The organism is Acinetobacter sp. WCHAc060006 (assembly GCF_004209135.1).
Lineage (GTDB): Bacteria > Pseudomonadota > Gammaproteobacteria > Pseudomonadales > Moraxellaceae > Acinetobacter > Acinetobacter cumulans.
The window spans coordinates 72,331-97,284 of record NZ_SGSS01000002.1 but is presented as its reverse complement, the minus strand read 5'-3'; the positions used below and the strand labels follow the sequence as shown (position 1 = coordinate 97,284).

The window sequence follows — 24,954 nt, the reverse complement described above, 5'->3', positions numbered from 1 at the left end:
CCGCCCAGTCCTTTTCTTAGCCTACAAATAACATGTCGTGATTTGGATTATCAAAGAAATCTAGAACTTTTCCACCACCACGAGTGACACAAGTTAGAGGATCTTCAGCAACCACCACAGGCAAGCCCGTTTCTTTCGCAAGAAGTTTGTCTAGGTTACGTAGTAATGCACCACCACCTGTAAGCACAATACCGCGCTCAGCGATGTCTGAAGACAGCTCTGGTGGCGTTTGTTCCAAAGCAGATTTTACTGCTGAAACAATGCTTTGTAATGGATCAGAAATCGCTTGAGTAACTTCATCCGATGTTACTGTAATCGCACGAGGTACACCCTCTGCCAAGTTACGGCCACGAACTTCAATCTCAAGTGGTTTTTGGCCTTCATCAGGCAATGCCATACCCACTTCTTTTTTAATATTTTCAGCAGTGGTTTCACCAATCACACAACCATGCGCTTTACGCACGTAGTTAATGATTTGCTCATCAAATACATCACCACCGATACGGAGTGAATCTGCATATACACAACCTTGTAGCGAAATAATCGCAATTTCAGTTGTACCACCACCCACATCAACCACCATAGAACCACATGCTTGCTCTACAGGCATGCCCGCACCAATTGCAGCCGCCATTGGCTCTTCAATTAAACGTACGTCACGTGCGCCAGCGTTATACACGGCTTCACGAATAGCACGACGTTCAACCAAAGTTGATTTGCATGGCACACATACCACAACACGTGGCGCTGGTGGGAAGAGACGTTTTTCATGCACTTTGCCAATAAATTGGTTCAGCATGGTTTCAGTCACTTCAAAGTCTGCAATCACACCATCTTTCATTGGACGGATAGCAGAAATGTTGGCTGGTGTACGACCTAGCATTTGTTTCGCGTCAAGACCTACTGCGGCAACGATTTTTTGTGAACCACTGTGACGAATAGCCACAACCGTGGGTTCATTTAATATAATGCCTCGTCCTGGCGCATAAATAAGTGTATTTGCAGTACCTAAATCAATGGCTAGATCAGGCGAAAACAAGCCAATTAGTCGTTTTAGAATCACGGGGACGTTCTCAGTTAAACTTTTATATGGACGCAAGGTGGCAACTTTAACTAAATGTGATGATTTGAACAAGTCAATCGCTTATTATAAGCCTCGATATTTTGAATTTTTTTAATACTGATTAGGTAATGTTATGTCTACAACGGATGCACAGCATTCTGCAGATCTCAATGCACAAACAGTTTCATCGATTGCCCATCTGGCTCGATTGTCGCTAGATGACACGCAATCTGCTGAATATGCTCAAAGTTTAAATAAAATTTTAGGCATGATGGACACCTTAAAAGGTATCAATACAGATGGTGTTGAACCATTAAAGAGCCCATTTGATCATCCACAACCATTACGTCAAGACGTGGTATCAGAAAGCAATCATCGCGATGAATATCAAGCAGTTGCGCCAAGCGTGCAAGAAGGCTTGTACCTTGTACCTCGCGTAATTGAGTAATTTCCGATCAAACGCACTATTGTTTCAAATTAAACGTAAAGAAATATTTCTCATGACAGATTTACATCGCTTATCAATTCGTGAATTGTCTGAAGGTTTGGCGGGCGCTAAATTTTCTTCACGCGAATTGACCGAACATTATTTAAAACGCATTGAAAAAATCGATGCTCAAGTCAAATCATACGTGACCGTCACTGCGGAACAAGCACTTGCTCAAGCCGATGCTGCTGATGCTACCATCAAAGCGGGCACTGCATCTGTTTTGACTGGTGTTCCAATTGCGCACAAAGACATCTTTTGTACCCAAGGCATTAAAACCACAGCTGGTTCTAAAATGCTGGATAATTTTATCTCTCCTTACGACGCAACCGTTGTAGCGAAAGGTAAAGCTGCGGGCCTTGTCACTTTAGGTAAAGTGAACATGGACGAATTCGCCATGGGTTCAACCTCTGAAAACTCATACTACGGCGCAACTGCTAACCCATGGAACTTAAGCCATGTACCAGGGGGATCATCTGGTGGTTCTGCAGCGGCTGTAGCAGCTGACCTCGCACCGTTTGCCACAGGTACAGACACAGGCGGTTCAATCCGTCAGCCTGCATCTTTCTGTGGTTTGACTGGTCTTAAACCAACTTACGGTCGTGTATCACGCTTCGGTATGATCGCATACGCATCATCTTTAGACCAAGGCGGCCCAATGGCGCGTTCGGCTGAAGACTGTGCATATTTGATGAATGTGATGGCAGGTCATGATGCGAAAGATTCAACTTCGGTTGAAAAAGACATCGACAACTACGTGGCGAACCTTAACGGTACTTCTGTTAAAGGCTTACGTATTGGTATTCCAAAACAATACTTCAATGTGGCTGGTTTAGATGCCGCAGTTAAAGCACGTGTTGAAGAATCACTGAAAAAATTAGAAGAATTGGGCGCAGTTCTTGTTGAAATTGACCTCAACATGACTGAAAGCTACGTGCCAACTTACTACCTGATTGCGCCTGCAGAAGCATCATCTAACCTTTCACGTTACGATGGTGTGCGTTATGGCTACCGTGCAGAAAATCCGCAAGATATTTTAGACCTCTACAAACGCTCACGTTCTGAAGGTTTTGGTGCAGAAGTACAACGTCGTATCTTGATTGGTACTTATGCCCTTTCTGCAGGTTATTACGATGCCTACTACGTGAAAGCGCAAAAAGTACGTCGTTTAATTCAGCAAGACTTCTTAAAAGCCTTTGAACAGGTAGATGTAATTGCTGCACCGACTGCACCAACCACTGCATATAAAATTGGCGCGTCTTTAGACCCTGTTGAAATGTATTTGGGCGATATTTACACCATCGCGGTGAACTTGGCGGGCTTACCTGCAATTAGTGCGCCTGTTGGTTTTGACCAAGATCACTTGCCTGTGGGTTTACAATTAATTGGCAATTACTGGTCTGAATCACAACTGCTATCTGTGGTACATCAGTATCAACAAGCGACCAATTGGCATACTCAACGCGCTGCAATTGCTGAGGAGAACGCATAATGGCGAAGAATACTGCTAAACCAAAATCAAACCTGATTGATGGTTGGGAAGTCGTGATTGGTATTGAGATTCACACGCAACTTGCAACCAATTCTAAAATCTTCTCAGGTTCATCCACCGAGTTTGGTCAAGACCCAAATACACAAGCCAGCCTTGTTGATTTAGCCATGCCGGGTGTACTGCCTGTTTTAAATAAAGAAGTGGTAGATTTAGCGATTCGCTTCGGTTTAGGGATTGATGCTTATATCGATCAAGCTTCTGTCTTTGCACGTAAAAACTACTTCTACCCTGACTCGCCTAAAGGCTACCAAATTAGCCAGATGGACAACCCAATTGTCGGTTTGGGTCATATCGACATCCAACTTGAAGATGGCACGACCAAACGCATTGGTGTAACCCGTGCACACCTTGAAGAAGATGCTGGTAAGTCGATTCACGATCAGTTTGAAGGCATGTCAGGTATTGACCTCAACCGTGCAGGCACGCCTTTGCTTGAAATCGTATCTGAACCCGATATGCGTTCGGTTGAAGAAGCGGTTGCTTACATCAAAGCGATTCACACGCTTGTACGTTGGTTAGGTATTTCTGACGGTAATATGGCAGAAGGCTCATTCCGTGCTGACTGTAACGTGTCATTACGTCGTCCGGGGCAACCTTTCGGTACACGTTGTGAATTGAAAAACCTGAACTCATTCCGTTTCATTGAACAAGCGATCAATGTTGAAATTGAACGTCAAATGGAAATTTTGGAATGGGATGGCACCATTGATCAGGAAACACGTTTGTTTGACCCGGTGAAGATGGAAACGCGTTCAATGCGCTCGAAAGAAGAAGCGAACGATTATCGCTACTTCCCAGACCCTGACTTGTTGCCTGTGATCATTGCAGATGCGCAAATTGAAGCAGCACGTGCTGCCCTTCCTGAGTTGCCTGCGGCACGTCGTGAACGTTTTGTCGCTGACTTTGGCGTGACTGAGTACGATGCTCACGTGCTTACGCTTACTCGTGAAATGTCAGAGTTTTACGAAGACGTAGTAAAAGCTGCTGGCGGTGCTGCGCAAGGTAAAGTGGCTGCGAACTGGGTGATGGGCGAATTCTCTGGTGCTTTAAACAAAGCGAGCCTAGAACTAGCAGATGCTCCTGTAACAGCAGAAAAACTTGGCGGCATGATTGCACGTATTGTGGATAACACGATTAACGGTAAGATTGCGAAGCAAGTATTCGGCTTTATGTGGGAAGAAGGCAAAACTGCAGACGAGATTATTGCGGAAAAAGGCTTGAAACAGGAAACTGATACAGGCGCAATTGAAGCGATTATTAAAGATGTGCTTGCTGCTAACGAAAAGATGGTTGAAGAGTTTAAATCTGGTAAAGAGAAAGCTTTCAACGGTCTAGTTGGTCAAGTGATGAAAGCAGCGAAAGGTAAAGCTAACCCTGCGCAAGTGAATGAATTGATGAAGAAATTGATTGGTTAATCTAATTATTTTCTAAAAGAAAACCCGCTTTAGAGCGGGTTTTTGTATTAAAAACACATTGCCGGAGGTGTAATAATACATTCCCCCATTAATGGCATTGTATAATTTCCCTGATGATCTACTCCACCTAAACGATAACCAAAATATGAAATTCCTGTTTCAGGAGTAACTCCACCCCCAACTCTAACAAAATATTTATTCGCTATAGCATGCTGAGCATAACTTCCAATAGTAGTAAAATATTCTTCACCATCGACAATTTTTTGCATAACTCGCATCGGAGTACGATAAATAGATTGGTTTTCTGATCGTTGTATTTGTATCTCATGCTGTATTAATTGATTAATATTATCCTTGCGATCACCAAGTAAAATATATTGCAGTTCTTCTGAATCTAAATCAAAAATCGTTCTTTCGATAAAATTATCGAAACACTCAAAATCTTCTGACAATGCATTGTATTCAGTATCAGATAATGTCTGACAAACGATATTATGAGCCTGATAAGTTTCCTCAATAGGACAAAATCCAAAAATACAAATTTCAAATTTTTCTTTTCTATTGCCAGTATTTTTTACATGAGAATACATTACTTGTTTAGCAATATTATTTATTAAATAAACAACATGAGTGATTGGCGGTAGTTTTTGTTTCAGGTTAGTTGGTTCCAAGATAGTAGTTAGTGAATCTATCAAACTTAAGTGTTTAAATAAGTATTCAGCAGTATTTTTAACAGCCATACTTAGTAGAACGTTACCTGCTATAGCCATACCTAGACTATGAGCACGCTCATATTTGATACGCATTGGATCTAATGTAACTTTTAATTCAAGTTCGTAGATTTTAGGAAAAATCTCTAAACTTCTTACTATCCCTCCATCTGAATTTTGATGAGTAATTCTACTATCTGCAGTAGCCCATACATCTGACGAGTTCTCTTCTTTATTCAACCAAACTGCAACTGATGTCATGAAACTCTCCTCTTATTAAATATTTAAACCCTAAAAATATATAAATGATTAATTCTTTTATAACTGAGAGAAATATAAATGATCCTAAAAATATGAAGAGCAAAAAAGTATCGTCTATCGCCAAACTCTAAGACTTGGGACGTATCCAATTTTCAAAGTCTTTTTTTATGCGTGACTTCTACCCTCATTCCCCGCCTTCTCCCAGTGGGAGAAGGAGCTTCCATTACTAATTTAATACCGTTATGGATTCTGTAAAAGAAATCCCCTCTCTTTTAAAGAGAGGATTAGGGAGAGGTAAATCATTTAATTTTCATGAATTTAATTATAAAATCAATTCAAACACTTCACACTAAAAACAACATGACATTTAAAAAAGTATCCTCTCTCGCCAAACTCGAAGACTTAGGTCGCGTTCAACTGTCAAAGTCTTTCTTTATGCGTGACTTTCTCTATAGTGAAATCGCAAACTGGTACGGTGTACCCAACATCCCCGACCATCCTAATATTGCCATCCGTACAGGCACAGAACTCTGCCAACAACTGCTTGAACCACTACAAGATAAGTTTGGACGTATCGCCATTCGCTCCGCTTATCGCTCACCAAGCGTGAACCAACTTGGCAATGAAAAAGGGCATAACTGTGCAAGCAACGAAAAAAACTTTGCCAGTCATATTTGGGACTATCCCGATACTAATGGCTATGGTGCAACGGCTTGTATCGTTATTCCTTCACTCATAACTTTAATTGAAAAAGATCCAAATAATTGGAAACAGATTGCATACTGGATTCACAATCACTTGCCGTACAGTCGTCTCGAATTCTTTAAAAAAGAAAATACGTTTTGTGCATTCAATATTGGTTGGCATGAAAAGCCGCTTAAAGAAATCAATAGCTATGTGACGGGATCGAAAGGCAAGCTGAAAGTAACACATGACCCAAACCTAGACTATGAAAAGTTGTATCCTGATTTACTGTGATTCCCCCTTGCGAAAATGCTTCTCATCCCAATGGGCGAAAGAGTGTCACGTAATTTCTTAGATACGCGAAATTCCCCCTCCTTCTAGGAGAGGGTTAGGGAGAGGTTTTATTAGCTCCCTCTCCTGAGCAAGTTTTAAAGCATTGCTTTTAAAACGATGCGCAAGTGAGGATCAGGAGAGCTAATCATTAATACTTTAAAAAATTCTCCAACTCATCTGCCCTTTCCACTGTCATATCCATAAAACAGCCTGCACTGGTCACACGTACAATCGAACCGCCATCAGGGTCATAATAAAAGTTACAGTTCGCATCCCGATACTTCATCCATAAACGCTGTGTATCTTGTAGCTCTTTTTTACGTGTTGCGCTTAAGGTATTCATCAAATTTTTATAAGCCTTATTCAAGCGCACATCTTGCCGTTTTGTTTCTGCTGCTATGCACTCCACCATGCTTGTGGTCACACCGCCAGCTTTATCCATACACACTGTAAATTGCTTACTCAACGCATGATCATCTGCCTGCGCCATTTGCATAAAACCAAAAGCACATAACAACGAAAACATGATTTTCTTGAACATAGCGCTCTCTATTCATTTTATTTTATTTTGCAATATTTATAGGCTTAAAGCCTTTATATAAACTTAGGCACCACAGCATTTCAAACTCACTTCAAAATACTGTGGCTCACTAGATAATCAATCAGATTAAGCTTTAACAGCAAACTTAACGAATCACGCCTAACTTATTAAATAATTCAGGCGTTAAAAATGTCGTCACCAATTTATTTAAATCGATATAACGCACAACACCTTTTAGCTGATCTTTCACTTCAGGGGTTTTTAAAATTTCTTCCCCCGTAATACTGCCTAACTCCTGAAAACTTTCACCTACCGCCTGAAAGCCTTCAGCTTTAATCACTGCTTGTGTTTGCGCAGAGCATTGCTCAGTCAAAATTCGTTGCAAAGTTTGCGCTAAGTTTTTATCTAACTGTGTACGCTGTTCTTCATTCACATTACTAAATTTTTTTAATTCTGGATGCGCCGACAACGCCACAAAAGTCCATTGCAATACCGCAGTTTTATCTGCAGCTGTGGTGGACTTCACTAAGCACTGACTCAACTGGTCTACAGTTTGCTCTGCATTCGCCACTTGCATGCCCGTCAGCATAGTAAAGGCCATAATAGCCGAGCAAATTAAACCAGAGCGTTTATTAATTTTTTGATTTACCACCAATGCCATGTGCTTACTCCAAAACGAAAACAGCCTAGTTGTACCACATTGGCAGAACTAGGCTGTTATTACTCTTGTAAATATTTAAAGCAAGTCTCTTACATTTGACTCAGCATGTGCTTTGCCCCTGCATGATTATAATTCGTAGCAAGGTTTTGTAGTACACGTTTGGCTTGTCCCTTAGCATTTGGAAAGCGCGAGTTATAGCTTGAAATACTGGTTAAGCAACGCGCCACCAGCATGCCAGATTCAGTATAAATGCGAGTACCATCGGTGCCTTGTTGTTTGCCGTAGTTATAAGCCAACTGTGCATTGTTACATGCGTTATTTAAATTTTTACCGCTGTTAATATCACGGCGTGCAGCCACATATAGCTTCATCTGCTGTTGCTGTGAACTGTCAATAACACTCGCTCTGATAGGTTCTACTACAGGGGTTTCTTTTTTCTCTGCTGGCTCTTTAACTTCCTTCGTTTCTTTTACCAAGCTCGCTTTTGTAGCGATGGCTTTGGGTGTTGCTACTGGTGTTTTTTTAGTATTGACTGTGCTGAGCCCGGTATTTTTATAAAATTGTCTGGCTTCGCTGGCACTCATGAGCTGTACATTTAAGCGAATAGCGCGTGCATCGGGATATTGCGTTGAACGTACATCCGCCGTAGGTTCAATCGACACAATCCAGCTATTACTCTGCTGGCATTGATACGCACCAATTGCCTGTTTTACATTAGGCTCATTGTTCAAGCTGGTTTTAGTTTTAGTATTTTTGATATTGGCCAAATTACTTTTATGCAGTAGCGTAAAATGCCCACCATTGGCATGGCAGTACTTTGCCAGCTGTGCACGGGGTATGAGTGATTGTGGCTCGGCCTGCTTATTGGCACGTCCCCATGCATATACGTAGTCTTGATCGCTTAAACGATTTTGCGTAATAAACTGCTCTGCAGATGTATAACGCGTCATTGGGTCTGCTCCCAAAGAATTCATCGTGGCGCAACCATGCAGTAGCATACTTGCACTACCAATCACTACCAAAGCTTTAGCTTTCACAGCCATCTACTCACTTATGATGGAACGCTAAATTTAAACGAAGTAGCCTAAAAATTCAATTATAAGTATTTGTTTTAAAAGTTATTTTTACATGAACGGCGTACTGTTTTTATTCCCAAAAAGCGACATAACCTACGCTTTTTAGCACAAAAATAGACTTAGCTAACGCTTCTGTTCAAACCTATCAAATAGCATTCAAGCTACTACATGCCCACCTACATTTGCTTGCCTATACGTTTTACGACCAACCTTAAGCCAGAACAGATCGTTTCAAAAAAAAGCCCGCGTAAAGCAGGCTAAATTTATCATGCAATCAATGAAGCTTATTTATCAAGTGTCGATTCAAATGCTTTTAAACGCTTATAAATAGACAATAATTCAATAATCGTTGGCCACGATGAAATTAAATATTGAAACGATTCGCGTACTTTGCCAAATACATTACTAATCTGCATCATTAAACCTAAAGTAATCGCACCGGCGGCAATACTTGGAAACAACACGAATAAACCATAGAGATTATCTAACTGCATATACCAAATACGGACTAAATTAAAATAAGCATAATGGAAATATAATCTGAAATAGTTAAAGCGCACTTTACTAAAAAGTTCTTTCAGCGTTTGTGGATCGGCACGGTTTTCATAGTCTTCACCATAAACCAATTCTTTACGGTAAGCCGCTTCTACTTTCTGATTATTAAACTCAAGGCCAGGCAGTTTATAACCCACTAACATTAAAATCACTGTACCCAAAACCGCCCACGAAATCGCAGCCCACACTAAGGCGTAGGGTATTTCACCTACAATAGGTAATGCTTTCACATGTGAAGATAAACTCAGCAATACGGGTAAAAAAGCCAACAGGGTCATGAGTGCTTCAACCAAGCTTACCCCTAAACTTTCAACAGTTTTGGCAAAGCGCATGGTGTCTTCTTGAATACGCTGTGATGCCCCTTCAATATGGCGTAACTGTTCCCAATGTGCTGTATAATAGTCATTCATTGCAGTACGCCAGCGGAATACATAATGACTTACAAAGAATAGATTAAATACAGCTGTGGTCACATACACCATCGCCACATATAAAAAAGTCAATACGCCACTATAGAGCTGATTAACATCACCGCCACCACTACTGAGCATTTTTTGAATCAGGTCATAAAATGGGTTATACCATGCATTGACCACAACACTCATTTGCACACCAAACCAGATGTTAAACAAGATAAAAGCCGACCCCCAAACAGACCAAGCCTGCCATGGATTATTTGATTTCCATTTCCAAAACAGCGCAAATAGTGCAGTGGAGATAAAAAACCATAAATAAAACCATAAGAATGAGGCTGTCCAAAAACGACTAATTCCAATTGGAAGCTCTGCGGTGGCATAACCTTCTGCAAAACCCAAATAACTTCCCCAGCTTTCGCCACCGCTATACCAAAGGGCTAAATTGATGACAAACCACAGAATAAGCGATCCAAAAAACCATTTTGGATTTGGAAAAAAAGACTTGAACATAAGCGAATAAATTTCCTTTTATTATTGCTCTTAGCATAGGGGCTGATCATAAAGCTTTAATCAAATTTTTATTATGATAATTTCAGTATTTTGATGATTCGTTTGTAAAAATTAAGTCTATTTTCAGTTCCATCGTATTTGCTTGTGACTACATATCCCAATAAATCTAGCCAATCCCTACAAGTAAAAACAGACATCCATTGCAAGCAGTACAAAGTAAACTATTTTCCTACAGTTCAATTCAAGCCTTTTTTACTTTTCATAGTCTAACAATCTGTTTTTGCTCAGCTCGTTTCGCTATGGGCAACCTAAAAACCAGCCTCTTTGATTATATTTATACGCCTACAACGATTATTTTTATACCCCCTATAAAATAGCAATAAATATTAAATTCTAAAAATATTTTTATAAAATCATTGTTTAAAATATAACTCAAGAATGATCACAATTATGTATTAAAGTATGACCAAATTATTAAGCTGTTTTTATTTTATTGAACTATCGCTCAATATTTACAAAAATGGTTAAATAATAAAAATTATGTTATGCTTATTAAAAATACAACACCACTCGGGGAGGTATATATGGAAAACCTTGTCATTGAATTGCTTAAACCTGTGACACTTAAAAAAGAAAACTGTAACCCAATGATTTTTGAATCAGGTACAGTACTTAAAGTGATCATGCATACACCTGAAGGCCTATTGGTATCTGATGATTCGAACTTTAACTTCACCATTTCAATGAAAGACCAAAACACGATTTGGCGCGAAATTTAAATTAAAACTGTATTGCTGTATCTTTCATGAGCTTCCCCCAAAGCTCCACACACTCAGGTACAGCATTCAGCGTTTTATCCACATTCTAAAAAGGATTTAACTTGTGATTGAGTTAAACAGATTTATCAGCTCTCCCTACGGTCTAGTAATCCATTCCAGTTATACATCAAGTTATTTTGCGTGATTTAGAGAATTAATCACTCAGTCAAGATTCATCTAGTTTTCTTATATACTGCGAAATAAGATTAAAGCAGATGACTTATTACCATATTTTGGCAGGCCTATATTTTTTGTATTGGTCTAAACTTTCACATCGACACATTCTTATTTCTATCATTATTATTTTCTTTAAAATCTAAAACGCTATCTGACATCATTACACCAAATGATCTGTAGCAGATCATTTTCATGGATATGCTTTGATCCATGGCCAAGGGAATAATAAAAACGTCAAGCTATGTCGCTTCACGCTTTAAAAATAAAACCCATCTGTTAAAATATGCATATAAAGCAAGCTGTTGCTAGTAATAGAAAGCACAAAGTTCTGCTTTTCTCTTATTCAAACCATAAAGTTTCATCTGCTTAATTTTTTTTAAAAAACCACAGAATAACAGCCATATCAAGCAACAACTTATTTTGTGAATCACACGCAGGAGTGATGATATTTCTAGTTTAGAACTGGCCATTACACTGGCAAAACAACACCATGCGACTCAAGTAGATAAAGCGGGCCAACCTTATATTGAGCATCCAATGCGAGTGATGCATCAAGTTGAAGGCACTGAGGCTAAAACCGTCGCCATCATGCATGACTTATTAGAAGATACTTCAGTCCGTACCAATGACCTGATTGAATTGGGCTTTGAACCTGAAATTTTGCAGGCACTACTTGCGCTTACCAAACAGCCACATGAGAACCGTTTTACAGCAGTACAAAGAACCAAGCAAAATGCTTTGGCATGTAAAGTGAAACTGGCCGATCTGGCCGACAATATGAACTTATCACGCTTAGGCACGATTCAAGCCAAAGACCTTGCCCGACTCGCACAATACAACATTGTGAAAGCTCAATTACTCGAAGCAGATCAAATTTATGGTTGTATTCAAGCTTTGAAGCCAAGCACGGACTACCCTGCTTTTCACTATTCAACACGAGCACAAAACTATCAATATTTGTTAAATTTGATGTTTGATCAGACTGTTCCCTACTTAGCTCAAGAATGGTGGATTTTATTTGAAGATGCCTCACAGTATTTAAGCTGGTGTAAGCGTCATCAACAGCCTGCTGAACTGTCTTATTTTTTAGCATTAATTCATTGTACGGATCGCGTATTTTTCGATGGTCAATTTGTGGATGCACATTACCATGCTGTATTTAAACGGATATTTGAGCAATTTCAGGTGGCTATACTTGAGCCATAAGCCTTCGTGCCAAAGCATAAAAAAGTTTAAATCAGGCGTTTAAAATCAACTGCCAAATAATACCCACCCTCCCTTTCAAATCGGTTTGATTCAACTGCATGTATGAGCATATACATTCAAACCATTTAGAAAGGGATGATGATAAAAATACAGGTGTGTAACGATTCTTTAATGCTCACAATTGTGTGGGCGCTCACGGCTCATCCGCAAGCGCTTGATCTAATTACAGCGACGTTTTAGACCAAATCGCACCTGCCTCCGCGTTGCATTGTCGTATCTTGGCTTGTTGATAGAAGCGTAAAAATGCCAATGCAAACACGATAGCGATTAGATCAATCCACCATAAAGTCATAGGGGTTGAAGCGATCAAACTAATTATAAAACTTACAGGTGCAACTAAGCTTAAAACTACAGCAATAGCCAATAACAACTCAGGTAATGCTTTGGCCGCGCCCACCATAAAACTATATATTAGGCTGAAAATAAAGATCAGGTAATAACTATAGACCAGCAGATGGTTCATACTTTCTAAGCCTAGATTCGCTAAACTGCCCCAGCGCCCAATCGCCATACTAACCACAACTGCAAACACACACCCCAAACATGCACCAATGCTTAAATTTGCAATAAAGCGCACATCTTTACGTTGTTGTACTGGAGCAAGTTGTGGATTTTTTTGACGTTTAATCCTCGACTCAATCCATAAAATATTACCAGAATAAAATAAAAATGCCCCGCCGATCCCAAAGATAAAATACAGCCAACGGGTCAAGTCGCCACCATAATTACCAAAATGCAAACTAAACATAGAGCGTATCACTTGATCCATCGCGGTGGCATGCGTATTTAAATTATTGGTTCTATACGGCTGCGTTTGATAAGGATTAAACATCATCACATCAAAGCGATCGCCACGCAGCATTTGCTCTGAACTGTATAAATTGACACGTGCCGAAGCTTTCTCTGGTTTATCCAAATTGTTAAAGCTGATGGAGCTAATTTGATATTCAGGTGCTTGGCGCTGAATATTGGCAAAGATTTTTTCTACATTTAAGGGCTCGACAGGTTCAACCACTTTCATTGCGGGTGGACGTGCAGATAAAGGCCTATCTTTTGAGACTAAGCCACCAATCGCGCCATAAATAACATCGTGATAAGCAAAAGCAATAACTGTCGCGCAGATTAAAATATGAAAAGGTAAACTGGTAATACCAATAACATTATGGGCATCAAGCCAAAAGCGCTTTTTATTTTTCCCTGCCCGAATGGCAAAATAATCTTTCACCAAAGTAGGTAGCAGTACAATTAAACCTGTCATTAAAGCTAAAAAGTACAAAACCGAAACAAAGCCCATGACATACATACCAACGGTATGATCGCCCAAAGAACCTGGAATACCTGCTGTTTCATGTAGTTGTTCAATGAGCCAACCCAACTTAGATAAGTTTTCCTGCTCAACATGCAAAATTCCATCTTGTTCTAAAGTTGCCAACATCGCATTTTGATGCAGATCAATACTATGCTCATCATTTTTGACTTCAGTTGTGGCTTTCCATTGCATTGGCGCATAGTGAAACTCTTTAGAGTCGAGATTCAACTGAAAACTTTTCAGAGTTTCAGGATGCTGTGCTTGTACTTTTTCAACCAATTCATTGTATTGATGCGTTTCAATAGTATTTAAGCTTTGCGCTGGTGGTGTCGCCCATCGACTGATTTCATGTTGAAACATGCTCAGCCCACCCGCAAAAAAGCAGATGAATAATAAAACGCCAGATGTAATCCCCACCCATGTATGTAATTCTTTGGCATGGCGAATAATATCGGTACGAACTTTCACAATGATTTATCCTCGAAGCGCCAATAAAATGCCATAGGCTATACAATTCAATACGCTATAAATTAGAACAGCTTGCCAACCTTTGGGAATGAAATAAGCAATAAATACCAAAGGCAAATACAGCCAAGGTACAGACCACATGCCCAGTTGTGGCGCTAAGGCTTTGTCTAAATGCTGAAGTCCCCAAATCGTAATAAAAGATGCCCCTGCAATCGATAGGCTTAAACCTAAAACCCAGCCTGCAAAGCTTTTCGACCACCAATCAGCTTGGATTTTTTGTTGAATGAGAAATTTCATTTGAAGTATTTTTCTTAAATAAAGCCACAAAAGGAATTAATGACCAAGCCACCAGTAGCGTCATGAGCCACATATACACGGCAACCAGCTTAGGAACAGATATCAACAGAAAGATGAGCGAAATGATGATGAAGCAGAAACCTACATATACATAACGTTTGCCCAGCGTCTGCTGAAGTAGGTTTTGATGGCGATGGCTGAAATACAATAACAAGCACCCCATCATACAGAGAATGACAGCAAGGATTTTCATGGATCTAAACCCTATGGAGAGAACGAGTGATGTCAAAACAGTAAGGGTTGATATAGACATGAGACAGCCACTTGAGGGGACTGTCTCATGCCAATTTTAATAAACCCTAAAGGCTTAAATTAGAAGTCGAAACTTACACCAAGCTTATAGGTACGGCCTGAACCAATAGTTGTGTATCCGCTGTTAAATACACCCGCCCAATATTTTTCATTCGTCACATTATCGACATTGGCACGGAAAGTCGTGTCTACACCACCAATATTGGTTTTATATTTTGCACCTACATCAAGCAAGGCATAGTCTGGTAACTCTAGGGTATTGGTATTATTTAGATATTGATTATCTACATAGTTGCCACGTGCATTGATACTTAAACCATCCACAGGGAGTTTGTATTCCACACCCAGACCTGCTGTAAACTCAGGCTGACCTTCAACTGTTTTGCCTACAATATTTGCCGTGGTATTTTTGGTGTATTTCACATCAATATATGCAAGGTTACCCCAAATAATCACATCATCCGTCACATTACCTGAGAAGCCATATTCCACGCCTTTAGAAGTAGTTTCAGCACCATCCGTTGTAATCTGAGTGATGGTTGAATTACTTGGATCAGAATATGGAGATGTTAGTGTACTTGGCTTCTCAATTTGATAAGCGGCTAAAGTGTGTAGCCATGAACCATGCTGATATTTTGCACCCACTTCATATTGTTTTGTCTCGAAAGGTGCAAAAGTTTTACCATTATTGGCATCAATAGTGCTGTTAACAGTATTGCCTTGAGAAAGACCTTCAACATAACTTGCATATAAAGAAATATCTTCACCCCAAGGTTTAACCACTACGCCTAAACTTGGAGAAACCTTATCGGATTTGTATTCGGTATTTTTGAATGGATTTTTTACATCTACATCTTGATAACGTAAACCCAAAATAAATTGTAGCTTTTCATCTAATAACGAGATTTGATCCGTTAAAGAGTAGCTGGTGAACGTATTATCAGCAAGATTGTACATCTCTGGTGCATTAACAGGCATAGCTCCTGTCTGACCTGGATTATACAAATTGGTGTCAAATTTAGTTGAATTTGCAGCATCATGCTGTTTTGTATCTCTATGTAGATAATCTGCTCTTAAACCAACAACATGCTGAACCAATCCAGTATCAAATGCTCCTTCTAATCCTAAATTTGCCGCCGTATTACGTTGATTCATTTTTACGTGGAAATACTGCGCATTTTTCACGTCACCTTGCTCATTACTTACGATGACACGTGTTCCAAACAAATGCCCTTGATACTTTTGTTCAGTCGTTCCCACGCCTGCAATCACTTTTAGATTATCTAATAATTTATATTCCCCAGAAACTCCAACATGCGTTGCAGACTGATTACCAAATAATTTAGGGAAAAGGTTTGTTCGGCCATCTGGTGCATCAAGTACAGGAACTCCACTTGCAAACGAGACCATCGCTGGTGAACCACCTTCACGTTTGTCTTTCGTAGAATAAGCGTCAAAATTAACTTTGGCTTTATCGGTTGTCCAATCAAGACCTAAAACAGCAGAAACTGTTTCATCTTCTAGACCATCGACAACATGTTCACCCTGACCATAATTGGCACTTAAACGTGCACCAAATTCTTGATCTTGTCCAAATCGGCGTGCAACATCAAAGCCTGATTTATAAAATCCTTCTTCTTCAAAATTTGCTGTAACACGAGTCAATTCTTTATCTGCACGCTTGGTATTGGCAATAACGACACCGCCCACACTACCACCCGGTGCCATACCAGCTACTAAGGCATTAGGGCCTTTTAAAACAGTGACTGAACCTAAAATATCGGTAGATACTCGACCAGATGGTGCCATACCATAAGCGCCGTTTAAATTAAGATCATCCCAATTGACATTAAAACCTCGAATATTAAAGTTTTCGTTTAAATGTCCACTGTTGGTTGTGGTACGAATACTTGGATCAATTTTCAGCACATCCATAATGGTATGTGCATGTGCATCTTCTATGGCTTGTTGGCTGTAGTTACGAATCGTAAAGGGCGTATCTAAAATATCTTTTTCACCCAAAATATTAAGTGTCGCCTTTCTTTTGAGCTTTCCCGTCACATCTGTTTCTTGTGAATCTGCTTTCACCACAATGGTCGGCATGGAGAAGCTTTCAGCTTCTGCAGCCACAACAAAACACGGACAAGCAAGCAAAGCTAAAATTAATATTTTACGTTCCACAGTCAAACCCCTCATTCAACAATTTAAATTTTAATAATCGCAAAAGGTGACTATATCATAATAATAACAATTATCATTTACATTATTATTTAATACTTTATTTTAGTTTTATTTATATAGCTTTATGGCAAGCGAGTTTGAAGCAACCACATCAATTTATTTTTAAGGTTTTAACGCGACTTAATCAGTGCTTAAGTGCTACTTAATATGCCAAGCAAATATAATAAGTATTTAATTTATTTAAACTTAATTAAATAAAAAACATAAGGAGTTATAACAGCAGAAAAATTGTTGCTAATTATAATCGCTCGATCAAAAGCGAAGAATTGAGGACTCTAAAGTACCCGTCAATTCTTCTCGATAATTCAAATTAATTAAAACTTCCACGTATAATCAATATTTACACGTTGCTCTTTCGCTGGCTGGAATGTCGCTTTAGGGCCAAAGTCATTTTTATAATCTTCATGACGTAAACGAATAAATAAGCCTTTTAATTTGGTACTTTGCAATTGATAGCTCAACTCAATACCAAACTTTCGCTCTTCCAATGTTTCGCGCGGTTTTAGGTTTTCAAGCTTAATGTCTGTGCCTTTGGTATAGCGCGTCATAAGTTTTAAACCGGGAACCTGATTTTTAAAATCATAGTCATAACGCACAGACCATGCTTTTTCATTCGGGTTTAAAAAGTCCGTTGCCCACGCATCAATATAGGTATTGGCCTCACCACCACTTAAATATGGAAAACCTGTATCGCCCGAGTTATGAATATAGCCCGTGGTAAATTTATGGTTATCCACGCCGAGTGCCAATACCATATTGCCATGATGACTATCGACCTCACCTGCCAGCTCCGCACCTGATTCCACCGTACGGAAATAACGGAAGTCGGTAAACAGATTTACCCATTCATTAAAATGATGTGTATTGCGTACCCAAAATGTATATTGATCATACACATCCACTAAATTTGCAGTATATAAAGCAAAGGTTGTTTCAGGTCTTAAATAATAATAACCACCCACATAATATAAGCCATCAGTTTCGACGGACTTATACTTCATATTAGCGCCTGATAAGCGAATCTTTTCCCAATCAGTCGAGTTACGATGATTCACGCGGTTCACATAACCCGCTTCGATTTTAATGTTGTCTACATCTTTTGATTCAACCGCGACACCTCGGTATTGCTGAGGCAATAAGCGGGCTGGCGAACCGACAATGACTGGATTCAGCGGCTGTAAAGTACCCACTTTAACTTCTGTTTCAGAAATTTTTGCCTTGGCTGTTAAGCTCGCTTCTGCCCATGTATCTACAGGATCGCCATTGTCTTTGAGCGGTGAAAGCCCCACTACACCCGGTGCATAGTCTTTATCGCCCCACAAGTTAATGCCCACCCCTGCATAGAGGTCAACACCAAAACCCACCGTGCCTTCGGTAAAACCTGATTTGGCATTTAAAATAAAACCTTGCACCCATTGTTTGGCTGCAGGTGCTGCTGCGTTTGGCTCGGTAAAATTACGATCCAAATAAAAATTACGTGCCGTCAATGTGACAGATCGGTCTTTCACAAAGTCTGCAAAACACAAGCTTGGTAATGTTGTCGCTATACATAAAGTAGATAGTACGAATGTTTTCATTGTCATTTCCCTAAGACAAAAAACCTCTATTCCATTGATGAATAATCAATAGAAACAGTGATAAAAATGAGTGATATAAAGTTAGAACTGCCTCACGGCAATGCATTAACGTGCGCTATAATTTTTCATTAAACTCTCCATAGAACCCCTATAAAACATCATCCTGATGCGCAAAAAATGGAGTACCCATTAAAATGAATACTCCAAAACTCCATTACACGAGGGTAAATGCAGCGCTGGCTTTACCCACTTCTTTACCGTTTTGATAAGCCACACTTTCAATATTTGAAATACGGCGGCCTTGGCGCACGAAGTAAACTTCCACCTCAACAGGTGCAATATTGCATGGACGTAAGAATGAAACATTCATGGTGACCGTTGCCGATGGCTGGCCTTCTTGCGCAATAATCGCAAATAGACCCATGGCATCGTCCAGCATGGAACACAGCATGCCGCCTTGCACATGCCCCATCGGGTTGGCAAATTCAGCACGTGGTTGGTAGCTGATACGGGCTTTCCAGTCATTTTCATGCTCAACCTGCTCCACCTTTCCACCCAAAAAGATGTGGATCGGTGGCGCTTGCATTTGATCTAAAAAAGCTTGTACATCAAAACTCATGACTTATTCACCAAAGTAAGCATTATCAAATGCGGTCACAGCAGTCCCCGCATGTTTTACGCTGTACGCCAAACCATGAATTTCTGGTAATACCATGCTGTGATAGAAACGCGCGGTTTGAATTTTGCCTTTTAAGAAATTGATATTGCTGTCGCCTGCTGCGAGCAATTCAGAAGCTTTGGCTGCACTTTGTGCCAATTGCCATGCACCCACGACATTACCCACGAGCATTAGATACGGTACAGAAACAGACAATGCTTGCTTAGTCGATTGCAAGAACTGAGCGACTATTTGCTGGCTATTTTCAGACAAAATCTCGATAGCAGCTGCAAACGCTTTGGCCACATCTGCAAGCTCAGCATTGGCTTGAACTTGAGCCAAAGTCTCTTTCATCAGGCCAATCAGCACACTTAAGTTTTTGCCTTGGTCTTTCACCACTTTACGACCAACTAAGTCCGCAGCTTGAATCGCAGTTGTGCCTTCATAAATCACGCTGATGACTGCATCACGCAAGTATTGTGCCACGCCAGTTTCTTCAATAAAGCCGATACCGCCATGTACTTGAATGCCTGTGGTTGTGGTTTTTAATGCTGTTTCTGTTGCCCATGCTTTAAATACAGGAATCAGTAAATCAACCAAGCCTTGATTATGCTTACGCACATCTGCATCGGTATGACGGAAGCTAATGTCCTGCGCTTGTGCAATAAACAAGGACAATGCACGCATCGCTTCAACATTGGATTTCATGCTAAGCAACTGACGGCGCACGTCTGCATGTTCAATAATGGCAACTGGTTTGCCTGTTTCGACATCCGCACCTTGAACACGTTCACGCGCATAATCTAAAGCAGCTTGGTAAGAACGCTCTGTTAAAGCAACACCTTCCATGCCTACAGTTAAACGCGCCATGTTCATCATCACGAACATCGCCATTAAGCCTTTGTTTTTCTCGCCAACGAGGTAACCCAAAGCGCCTTCATTATCGCCATAAGCCATCACACAGGTTGGGCTGGCATGAATACCCAACTTATGTTCAATCGACACGCAGCGTACATCGTTACGCTCGCCCAATGAACCGTCATCATTGACTAAAAATTTCGGTACAAGGAACAATGAAATACCGCGCACGCCTTCAGGTGCATCTGGCAAACGTGCCAACACTAAATGAATGATGTTGTCAGTAAAGTCATGCTCACCAAACGTGATAAAGATTTTTTGACCGCTAATACGGTATGTCCCATCACCTTGATCAATCGCTTTGGTTTTTAAAGCACCAACATCTGAACCTGCACCCGGCTCAGTCAGGTTCATGGTGCCGCCCCATTCGCCAGAAACCAGCTTAGGTAAGTACTTTTGCTTTAACTCATCAGAACCTGCATGGCTAATTGCTTCAATCGCGCCAATGGTTAAACCAGAACACATCACAAAGGACTTATTCGCAGACATCATGATTTCATTGACCGCAGTCGACAAAATATAAGGTAAGCCTTGTCCGCCAAATTCAGGCTCTAAGGAAATATTGTTCCAGCCTGCTTGCGTATACTGCGCATACGCTTCTTTAAAGCCTTTTGGTGTTGTCACCACGCCATCAGCTATTTTTAAACCTTCACGGTCACCGCTGGCATTGATCGGATCCAGTACATTGGTGGCAAATTTACCTGCTTCATCCAAAATAGATTCATATAGATCTACGCCTAAATCCTCTAAACCCGGAAGCTGAGCCAATTGCTCTTGATCTAATAAATGATTAAAGATAAAGCTTAGATCATTGAGAGGGGCTTTGTAGCTATTCATGCGCTCATTTCCTTGTCTTGCAGTAAACGCCAGTTAATTTTTCCGCTTGCCGTTTTTGGCAGTTCAGATGCGAACTCCACCACTTTTGGCACTTTGTAGGCCGACATATTGTCTCGGCACCACTGTCTTAATTCGTCTTCAGTCATCATTTGATTGGCTTTCAACACCACAATGGCTTTTACACTTTCGCCACGGTCATTTTTATTGCATGGGATAATGCAGTTTTCTAAAACTTTGGTGTTTTGATACAAAATGCTTTCGACTTCAGATGGCCAAACTTTGTAACCCGATACATTGATCATGCGTTTTAAGCGGTCAGCCATAAAGAAGTAGCCTTCTTCATCGAAATAACCAACATCACCTGTTTTAAAGAAGCGTTTGCCATCATGTTCAATAAATGAAGCTTCGGTCGCTTCGGGATTTTTCCAATACCCACTAAATAAGCATGGGCTAGTCGAAATAATTTCACCATTTTGGCGAATGCCTAGTTCTGCACCTGTTTCTGGGTCAATCACACGGGTATCCACATCAAACAGTGGCACACCTAAGCATTGGCGCTTACCACGACCATAAGGATTGAGATGCACACCGGCTGCCATTTCAGTCATACCCCAGCCTTCAATAAACTCAATACCTGTAAGTGTTTCAAAGTCTTGGGCAATCGCATGTGGCATACCTGTACCGCCGCCATAAACGTGGGTAAAGGATTTAAAATTGAATTTATTCACATCCGGCATTGCCAGCAGATCCACCACCATGGTTGGAATACAGCACCAATGTGTTAGGCCATGTAAATCGACCACTTGTGCAGCACAAAGGCGATCCCAACGAGTCATCAGGAAGGATGTTGCACCGAGCCAAATAGGCAAGCACATGGCATTCACCATGCCTGTAACATGGAAGAATGGCGTGACAGACAATACTTTTGCCGTGTTGTTCCATGGGCTCCAATTGATTTGCGTCAAAATTTGCGCAACCAAAGCACGATGACTCAGCATGCACCCCTTTGGATGTGCTGTTGTACCCGATGTATATAAAATAACGGCTAAATCCTCACCTGCTCGAACAGCTTGCGTTTCAATTGCTGAATGCTGTAAAGCAGTTCGCATGTCGGTTACATATTCAGTTTCAGCAACTGCAGGTGCTTGAATCACTGTTTCAGGTATTACAAAGTTGGTCGGCGTGAAAATATCATCACCATAACGTGCCGCAATAATTTTTCCTAAACAGGTTTTACCCAATAAAGTTTCAAACTCGGCCACAAGTTCAGAACCGACCACAGCAACTTTCGACTCTGTATCGGATACATACCATTCCAGTTCCAAAGCTTTGTTCATTGGATTGACAGGCACCACCACCGCGTCACAACGCAAAATTGCATAATAGGCAATAATAAATGACACGCTGTTTTGCATGCTGATCACAACACGGTCACCCGCCTGAACATTGGCTTGGGCTTGTAGATAACCCGCAAAACGTTCCACGCGTGCATTCAGTTCTGCATAGTTCACTTGGCTACCGTAATAATTCACTGCCACTTTATCTGGATAGCGCTGTGTATTGGTGGCCAAATGTTCATATAAACCTGTCTGTGGATACGACAAGTTTTTAGAATGATGGCGTGGCCAATGTTCAAAATGTAATGTACTCATTATTTAACCCTCTGAGTGCCCAGTCATGTTCCCAACTGGGTCACCAAATTTATTTTTTATAACGTCGCGAATTAAGCTACTGATTGTGCTAACAATGCGGGTACTTGCCAAAAAGACGCATCCGTTGTTGGGTCTTGAGCAAATTGCTGCATGTTCAAAATCATTGTGTTGAGCCCCTGTTCTGTCGCGTAGAACATTGGACCACCACGCCAGCGCGGGAAGCCATACCCTGCCAAATACACCACATCAATATCTGACTGGCGGAGTGCAATTCCTTCTTCGAGTAAACGGAAGCCCTCATTGGCTAAGGCGTAGATGCAACGCGCGACAATTTCTTCATCGCTAAACTGTTGTGCTTGAATGCCTTTTCCTGCTCGGTAGGCATCAATTAATGCAATGACTTCAGCATCGACATCCCCACGGCGGTTGCCTTGGCTATAGTCATACCAACCTTTTTGTGTTTTTTGACCAAAACGTTTCAGCTCAAATAACTGGTCGGCAAAGCCTGAGAATTTCTTCGTTGGATTAAGCTTCAACTGATGCTTACGAATCATGTAATCGATGTCATTACCTGCCATGTCACACATGCGGAATGGCCCCATTGCCATACCCCAATTTTCCAAAGCGCGGTCAATTTGATACGGCGATGCACCTGCATCAATGAGTAGTCCTGCAATGCGCAAATAGGCATTTAACATACGGTTGCCAATAAAGCCGTCACACACTCCTGCAACCACTGCAGTTTTTTTCAGACGTTTGCCAATTTCTAAAGCGGTTTTTAAAGTGGCTTGGTCTGTGCTGTCTGTGCGGACAATTTCGAGAAGTGGCATAATTTGCGCAGGACTAAAGAAATGTAAGCCCACCACAGATTCAGGACGAGAGGTTTGCGCCGCAAGTTGATTCAAATCCAAAGTAGAGGTATTACTTGCCAAAACCGCATGTGCTGGTAAATGGGTATCCATGTGCTTGAGCACAGAAGTTTTTACATCCCAATCTTCAAACACCGCTTCCACGGCTAAATCCACCGTTGCAAGTGCAGAATATTCTAGGCTGGTTGCAAGATTCGCTTGAATCGCTGTGGCTTTTTCTTCAGTCAAACGACCTTTAGCCACTTGTCCTGCAAAGTGTTTAGCAATCAATGCTAAACCTCGGTCTAATCCCGCTTGCTGATTTTCAATGAGGGTCACAGGAAAACCTGCTTGCAAGAAACAAATGGCAATACCACTGCCCATAGTCCCTGCACCAATCACAGCTACACGTTCAATGGCTTTGGCTTGTACAGCCACATCTAAATCTGGAATATGTTTTGCTTCACGCTCTGCAAAAAATGCATGACGCAAGCTTTTAGACACATCCGAGGATGTCAGTTCTTGGAACAAAGCCTGTTCTTTGTCAAAACCTGCGACAAAGTCTAAAGTTAATGCAGCTTCAACCGCTGAGAGAATAGCGTGCTGCACCACATGTTGTGGCTTATTCCCTAAAGCATCACGTTTTGCTTGCAATAAGGCCTGTAGTTCTTCTGTGAGTTCTAAGTTTTGATGCTTAATATGTGTCGAATTTGTTAATGTCTGAGCAAATTCAACTGCTGCTTGTTTAGCATCAGTTTCCGTCAATACATCAATGAGTGCTGAGTCAGTTAGTGTCGCGAGTTTTAAAGGTTTCGCTGTTAAAATAGCGTCTAAAGCCAATGCTGCACCAATATAACGTGGTAACAGTTGTGTACCTGCTGCCCCTGGCAATAAACCCAAGTGTACTTCAGGCAAAGCCAATTGTGCTTTTGCATGTACCACACGGTGCTGACAAGCCAAAGCTAACTCTAAACCGCCGCCCAACGCAGTACCAGAAACTGCCGCCACAATCGGCTTTTGGGCATCTGAAATCTGATGAATTAAATCATGTAATGATGGAAAGTTAAGATGAGTTCCAGCTGAGAACTCTGCAATATCTGCACCTGCGCTAAATACTTTCGCTGAACCTGCTAGGACGATAGATTTAACGTGATCATCTGCTAACAATTGCTCAATTGCCTGATAGAGATCTGAGCGTAATGTATGTGAAAGTACATTTAATTTTTCAGTTTGAAAATTCACTACAGACACATTGCCGTGTGTTTCAATCAGAATGTGATTTACAGAACCCATGCTCATCTTCCATTTTTTC

20 protein-coding genes and 1 pseudogene are annotated in these 24,954 nt (G+C 40.8%); 6 read left to right on the top strand and 15 right to left on the bottom strand.

Annotation, left to right across the window (positions count from 1 at the left end; translation table 11 throughout):
• Positions 1–16: 16 nt before the first annotated feature.
• Entirely contained in the window at positions 17–1,063 is a 1,047-nt protein-coding gene (locus EXE29_RS02065) for a rod shape-determining protein (protein WP_106984553.1), read from the bottom strand.
• Between the two features lie 133 nt (positions 1,064–1,196).
• Between EXE29_RS02065 and gatC the strand changes: the two genes are divergently transcribed.
• The 3 genes from gatC to gatB are packed head-to-tail and all read left to right on the top strand — an operon-like array spanning position 1,197 to position 4,517.
• Positions 1,197–1,511, top strand: coding sequence for an Asp-tRNA(Asn)/Glu-tRNA(Gln) amidotransferase subunit GatC (gene gatC, locus EXE29_RS02060; protein WP_106984448.1), 315 nt, complete (start codon positions 1,197–1,199; stop codon positions 1,509–1,511).
• Positions 1,512–1,563: 52 nt separating this feature from the next.
• Positions 1,564–3,042 (top strand): Asp-tRNA(Asn)/Glu-tRNA(Gln) amidotransferase subunit GatA, encoded by a 1,479-nt coding sequence (gatA, locus tag EXE29_RS02055; protein ID WP_117006452.1) that lies wholly within the window; start codon positions 1,564–1,566, stop codon positions 3,040–3,042.
• Positions 3,042–4,517: an Asp-tRNA(Asn)/Glu-tRNA(Gln) amidotransferase subunit GatB gene (gene gatB, locus EXE29_RS02050; RefSeq protein WP_117006451.1), complete on the top strand. Its 1,476-nt coding sequence runs from the start codon at positions 3,042–3,044 to the stop codon at positions 4,515–4,517. Before gatA ends, gatB begins: the two co-directional genes overlap by 1 nt.
• A 47-nt stretch (positions 4,518–4,564) precedes the next feature.
• Here the strand turns inward: gatB and EXE29_RS02045 are convergent, their stop codons facing one another.
• Positions 4,565–5,488 (bottom strand): hypothetical protein, encoded by a 924-nt coding sequence (locus tag EXE29_RS02045; protein WP_117006450.1) that lies wholly within the window; start codon positions 5,486–5,488, stop codon positions 4,565–4,567.
• 360 nt (positions 5,489–5,848) lie between these two features.
• Here EXE29_RS02045 and EXE29_RS02040 point away from each other — a divergent pair, with 360 nt between their 5' ends.
• On the top strand, positions 5,849–6,466 hold the full coding sequence (locus EXE29_RS02040; RefSeq protein ID WP_120363853.1) for a hypothetical protein: 618 nt from the start codon (positions 5,849–5,851) through the stop codon (positions 6,464–6,466).
• Positions 6,467–6,653: 187 nt separating this feature from the next.
• Here EXE29_RS02040 and EXE29_RS02035 read toward each other — a convergent pair whose 3' ends face one another.
• From EXE29_RS02035 to sbmA, 4 genes are all read right to left on the bottom strand, one after another.
• Positions 6,654–7,046, bottom strand: a complete 393-nt coding sequence (locus tag EXE29_RS02035) for a lysozyme inhibitor LprI family protein (RefSeq protein WP_120363816.1) — start codon at positions 7,044–7,046, stop codon at positions 6,654–6,656.
• Between the two features lie 145 nt (positions 7,047–7,191).
• The gene (locus EXE29_RS02030; protein WP_120363817.1) at positions 7,192–7,707 is read right to left on the bottom strand and encodes a hypothetical protein; all 516 of its coding nucleotides are present in this window, start codon (positions 7,705–7,707) and stop codon (positions 7,192–7,194) included.
• An 89-nt stretch (positions 7,708–7,796) separates the two neighbouring features.
• Positions 7,797–8,750, bottom strand: a complete 954-nt coding sequence (locus EXE29_RS02025; RefSeq protein ID WP_120363818.1) for a hypothetical protein — start codon at positions 8,748–8,750, stop codon at positions 7,797–7,799.
• 317 nt (positions 8,751–9,067) lie between these two features.
• On the bottom strand, positions 9,068–10,264 hold the full coding sequence (gene sbmA, locus EXE29_RS02020) for a peptide antibiotic transporter SbmA (protein WP_106984440.1): 1,197 nt from the start codon (positions 10,262–10,264) through the stop codon (positions 9,068–9,070).
• Between the two features lie 584 nt (positions 10,265–10,848).
• Between sbmA and EXE29_RS02015 the strand changes: the two genes are divergently transcribed.
• On the top strand, positions 10,849–11,043 hold the full coding sequence (locus EXE29_RS02015; RefSeq protein ID WP_106984439.1) for a hypothetical protein: 195 nt from the start codon (positions 10,849–10,851) through the stop codon (positions 11,041–11,043).
• A gap of 663 nt (positions 11,044–11,706) precedes the next feature.
• Positions 11,707–12,123: pseudogene (locus tag EXE29_RS17445) on the top strand (guanosine-3',5'-bis(diphosphate) 3'-pyrophosphohydrolase); the annotation flags it as partial.
• Between the two features lie 565 nt (positions 12,124–12,688).
• Here EXE29_RS17445 and EXE29_RS02005 read toward each other — a convergent pair.
• From EXE29_RS02005 to EXE29_RS01965, 9 genes are all read right to left on the bottom strand, one after another.
• Complete coding sequence (locus EXE29_RS02005) at positions 12,689–14,302, bottom strand: PepSY-associated TM helix domain-containing protein (protein ID WP_120363820.1); 1,614 nt, start codon at positions 14,300–14,302, stop codon at positions 12,689–12,691.
• Between the two features lie 6 nt (positions 14,303–14,308).
• Complete coding sequence (locus EXE29_RS02000; RefSeq protein ID WP_120363821.1) at positions 14,309–14,599, bottom strand: hypothetical protein; 291 nt, start codon at positions 14,597–14,599, stop codon at positions 14,309–14,311.
• Complete coding sequence (locus EXE29_RS01995; RefSeq protein WP_120363822.1) at positions 14,565–14,852, bottom strand: hypothetical protein; 288 nt, start codon at positions 14,850–14,852, stop codon at positions 14,565–14,567. The genes EXE29_RS02000 and EXE29_RS01995 overlap by 35 nt, the downstream gene beginning before the upstream one ends.
• A 119-nt stretch (positions 14,853–14,971) precedes the next feature.
• The gene (locus EXE29_RS01990) at positions 14,972–17,092 is read right to left on the bottom strand and encodes a TonB-dependent receptor (protein WP_120363823.1); all 2,121 of its coding nucleotides are present in this window, start codon (positions 17,090–17,092) and stop codon (positions 14,972–14,974) included.
• Between the two features lie 374 nt (positions 17,093–17,466).
• Positions 17,467–18,729 carry an OprD family outer membrane porin gene (locus EXE29_RS01985; RefSeq protein ID WP_165382473.1) on the bottom strand — a complete coding sequence of 421 codons (1,263 nt, stop codon included), beginning with the start codon at positions 18,727–18,729 and terminating at the stop codon, positions 17,467–17,469.
• A 214-nt stretch (positions 18,730–18,943) separates the two neighbouring features.
• On the bottom strand, positions 18,944–19,348 hold the full coding sequence (locus tag EXE29_RS01980; protein WP_117006439.1) for a PaaI family thioesterase: 405 nt from the start codon (positions 19,346–19,348) through the stop codon (positions 18,944–18,946).
• A gap of 3 nt (positions 19,349–19,351) precedes the next feature.
• Positions 19,352–21,142, bottom strand: coding sequence for an acyl-CoA dehydrogenase (locus EXE29_RS01975; RefSeq protein WP_120363825.1), 1,791 nt, complete (start codon positions 21,140–21,142; stop codon positions 19,352–19,354).
• Entirely contained in the window at positions 21,139–22,794 is a 1,656-nt protein-coding gene (locus EXE29_RS01970) for a long-chain-fatty-acid--CoA ligase (RefSeq protein WP_120363826.1), read from the bottom strand. Before EXE29_RS01970 ends, EXE29_RS01975 begins: the two co-directional genes overlap by 4 nt.
• Before the next feature lie 71 nt (positions 22,795–22,865).
• Positions 22,866–24,935, bottom strand: coding sequence for a 3-hydroxyacyl-CoA dehydrogenase NAD-binding domain-containing protein (locus EXE29_RS01965; RefSeq protein ID WP_165382472.1), 2,070 nt, complete (start codon positions 24,933–24,935; stop codon positions 22,866–22,868).
• Positions 24,936–24,954 lie beyond the last annotated feature (19 nt).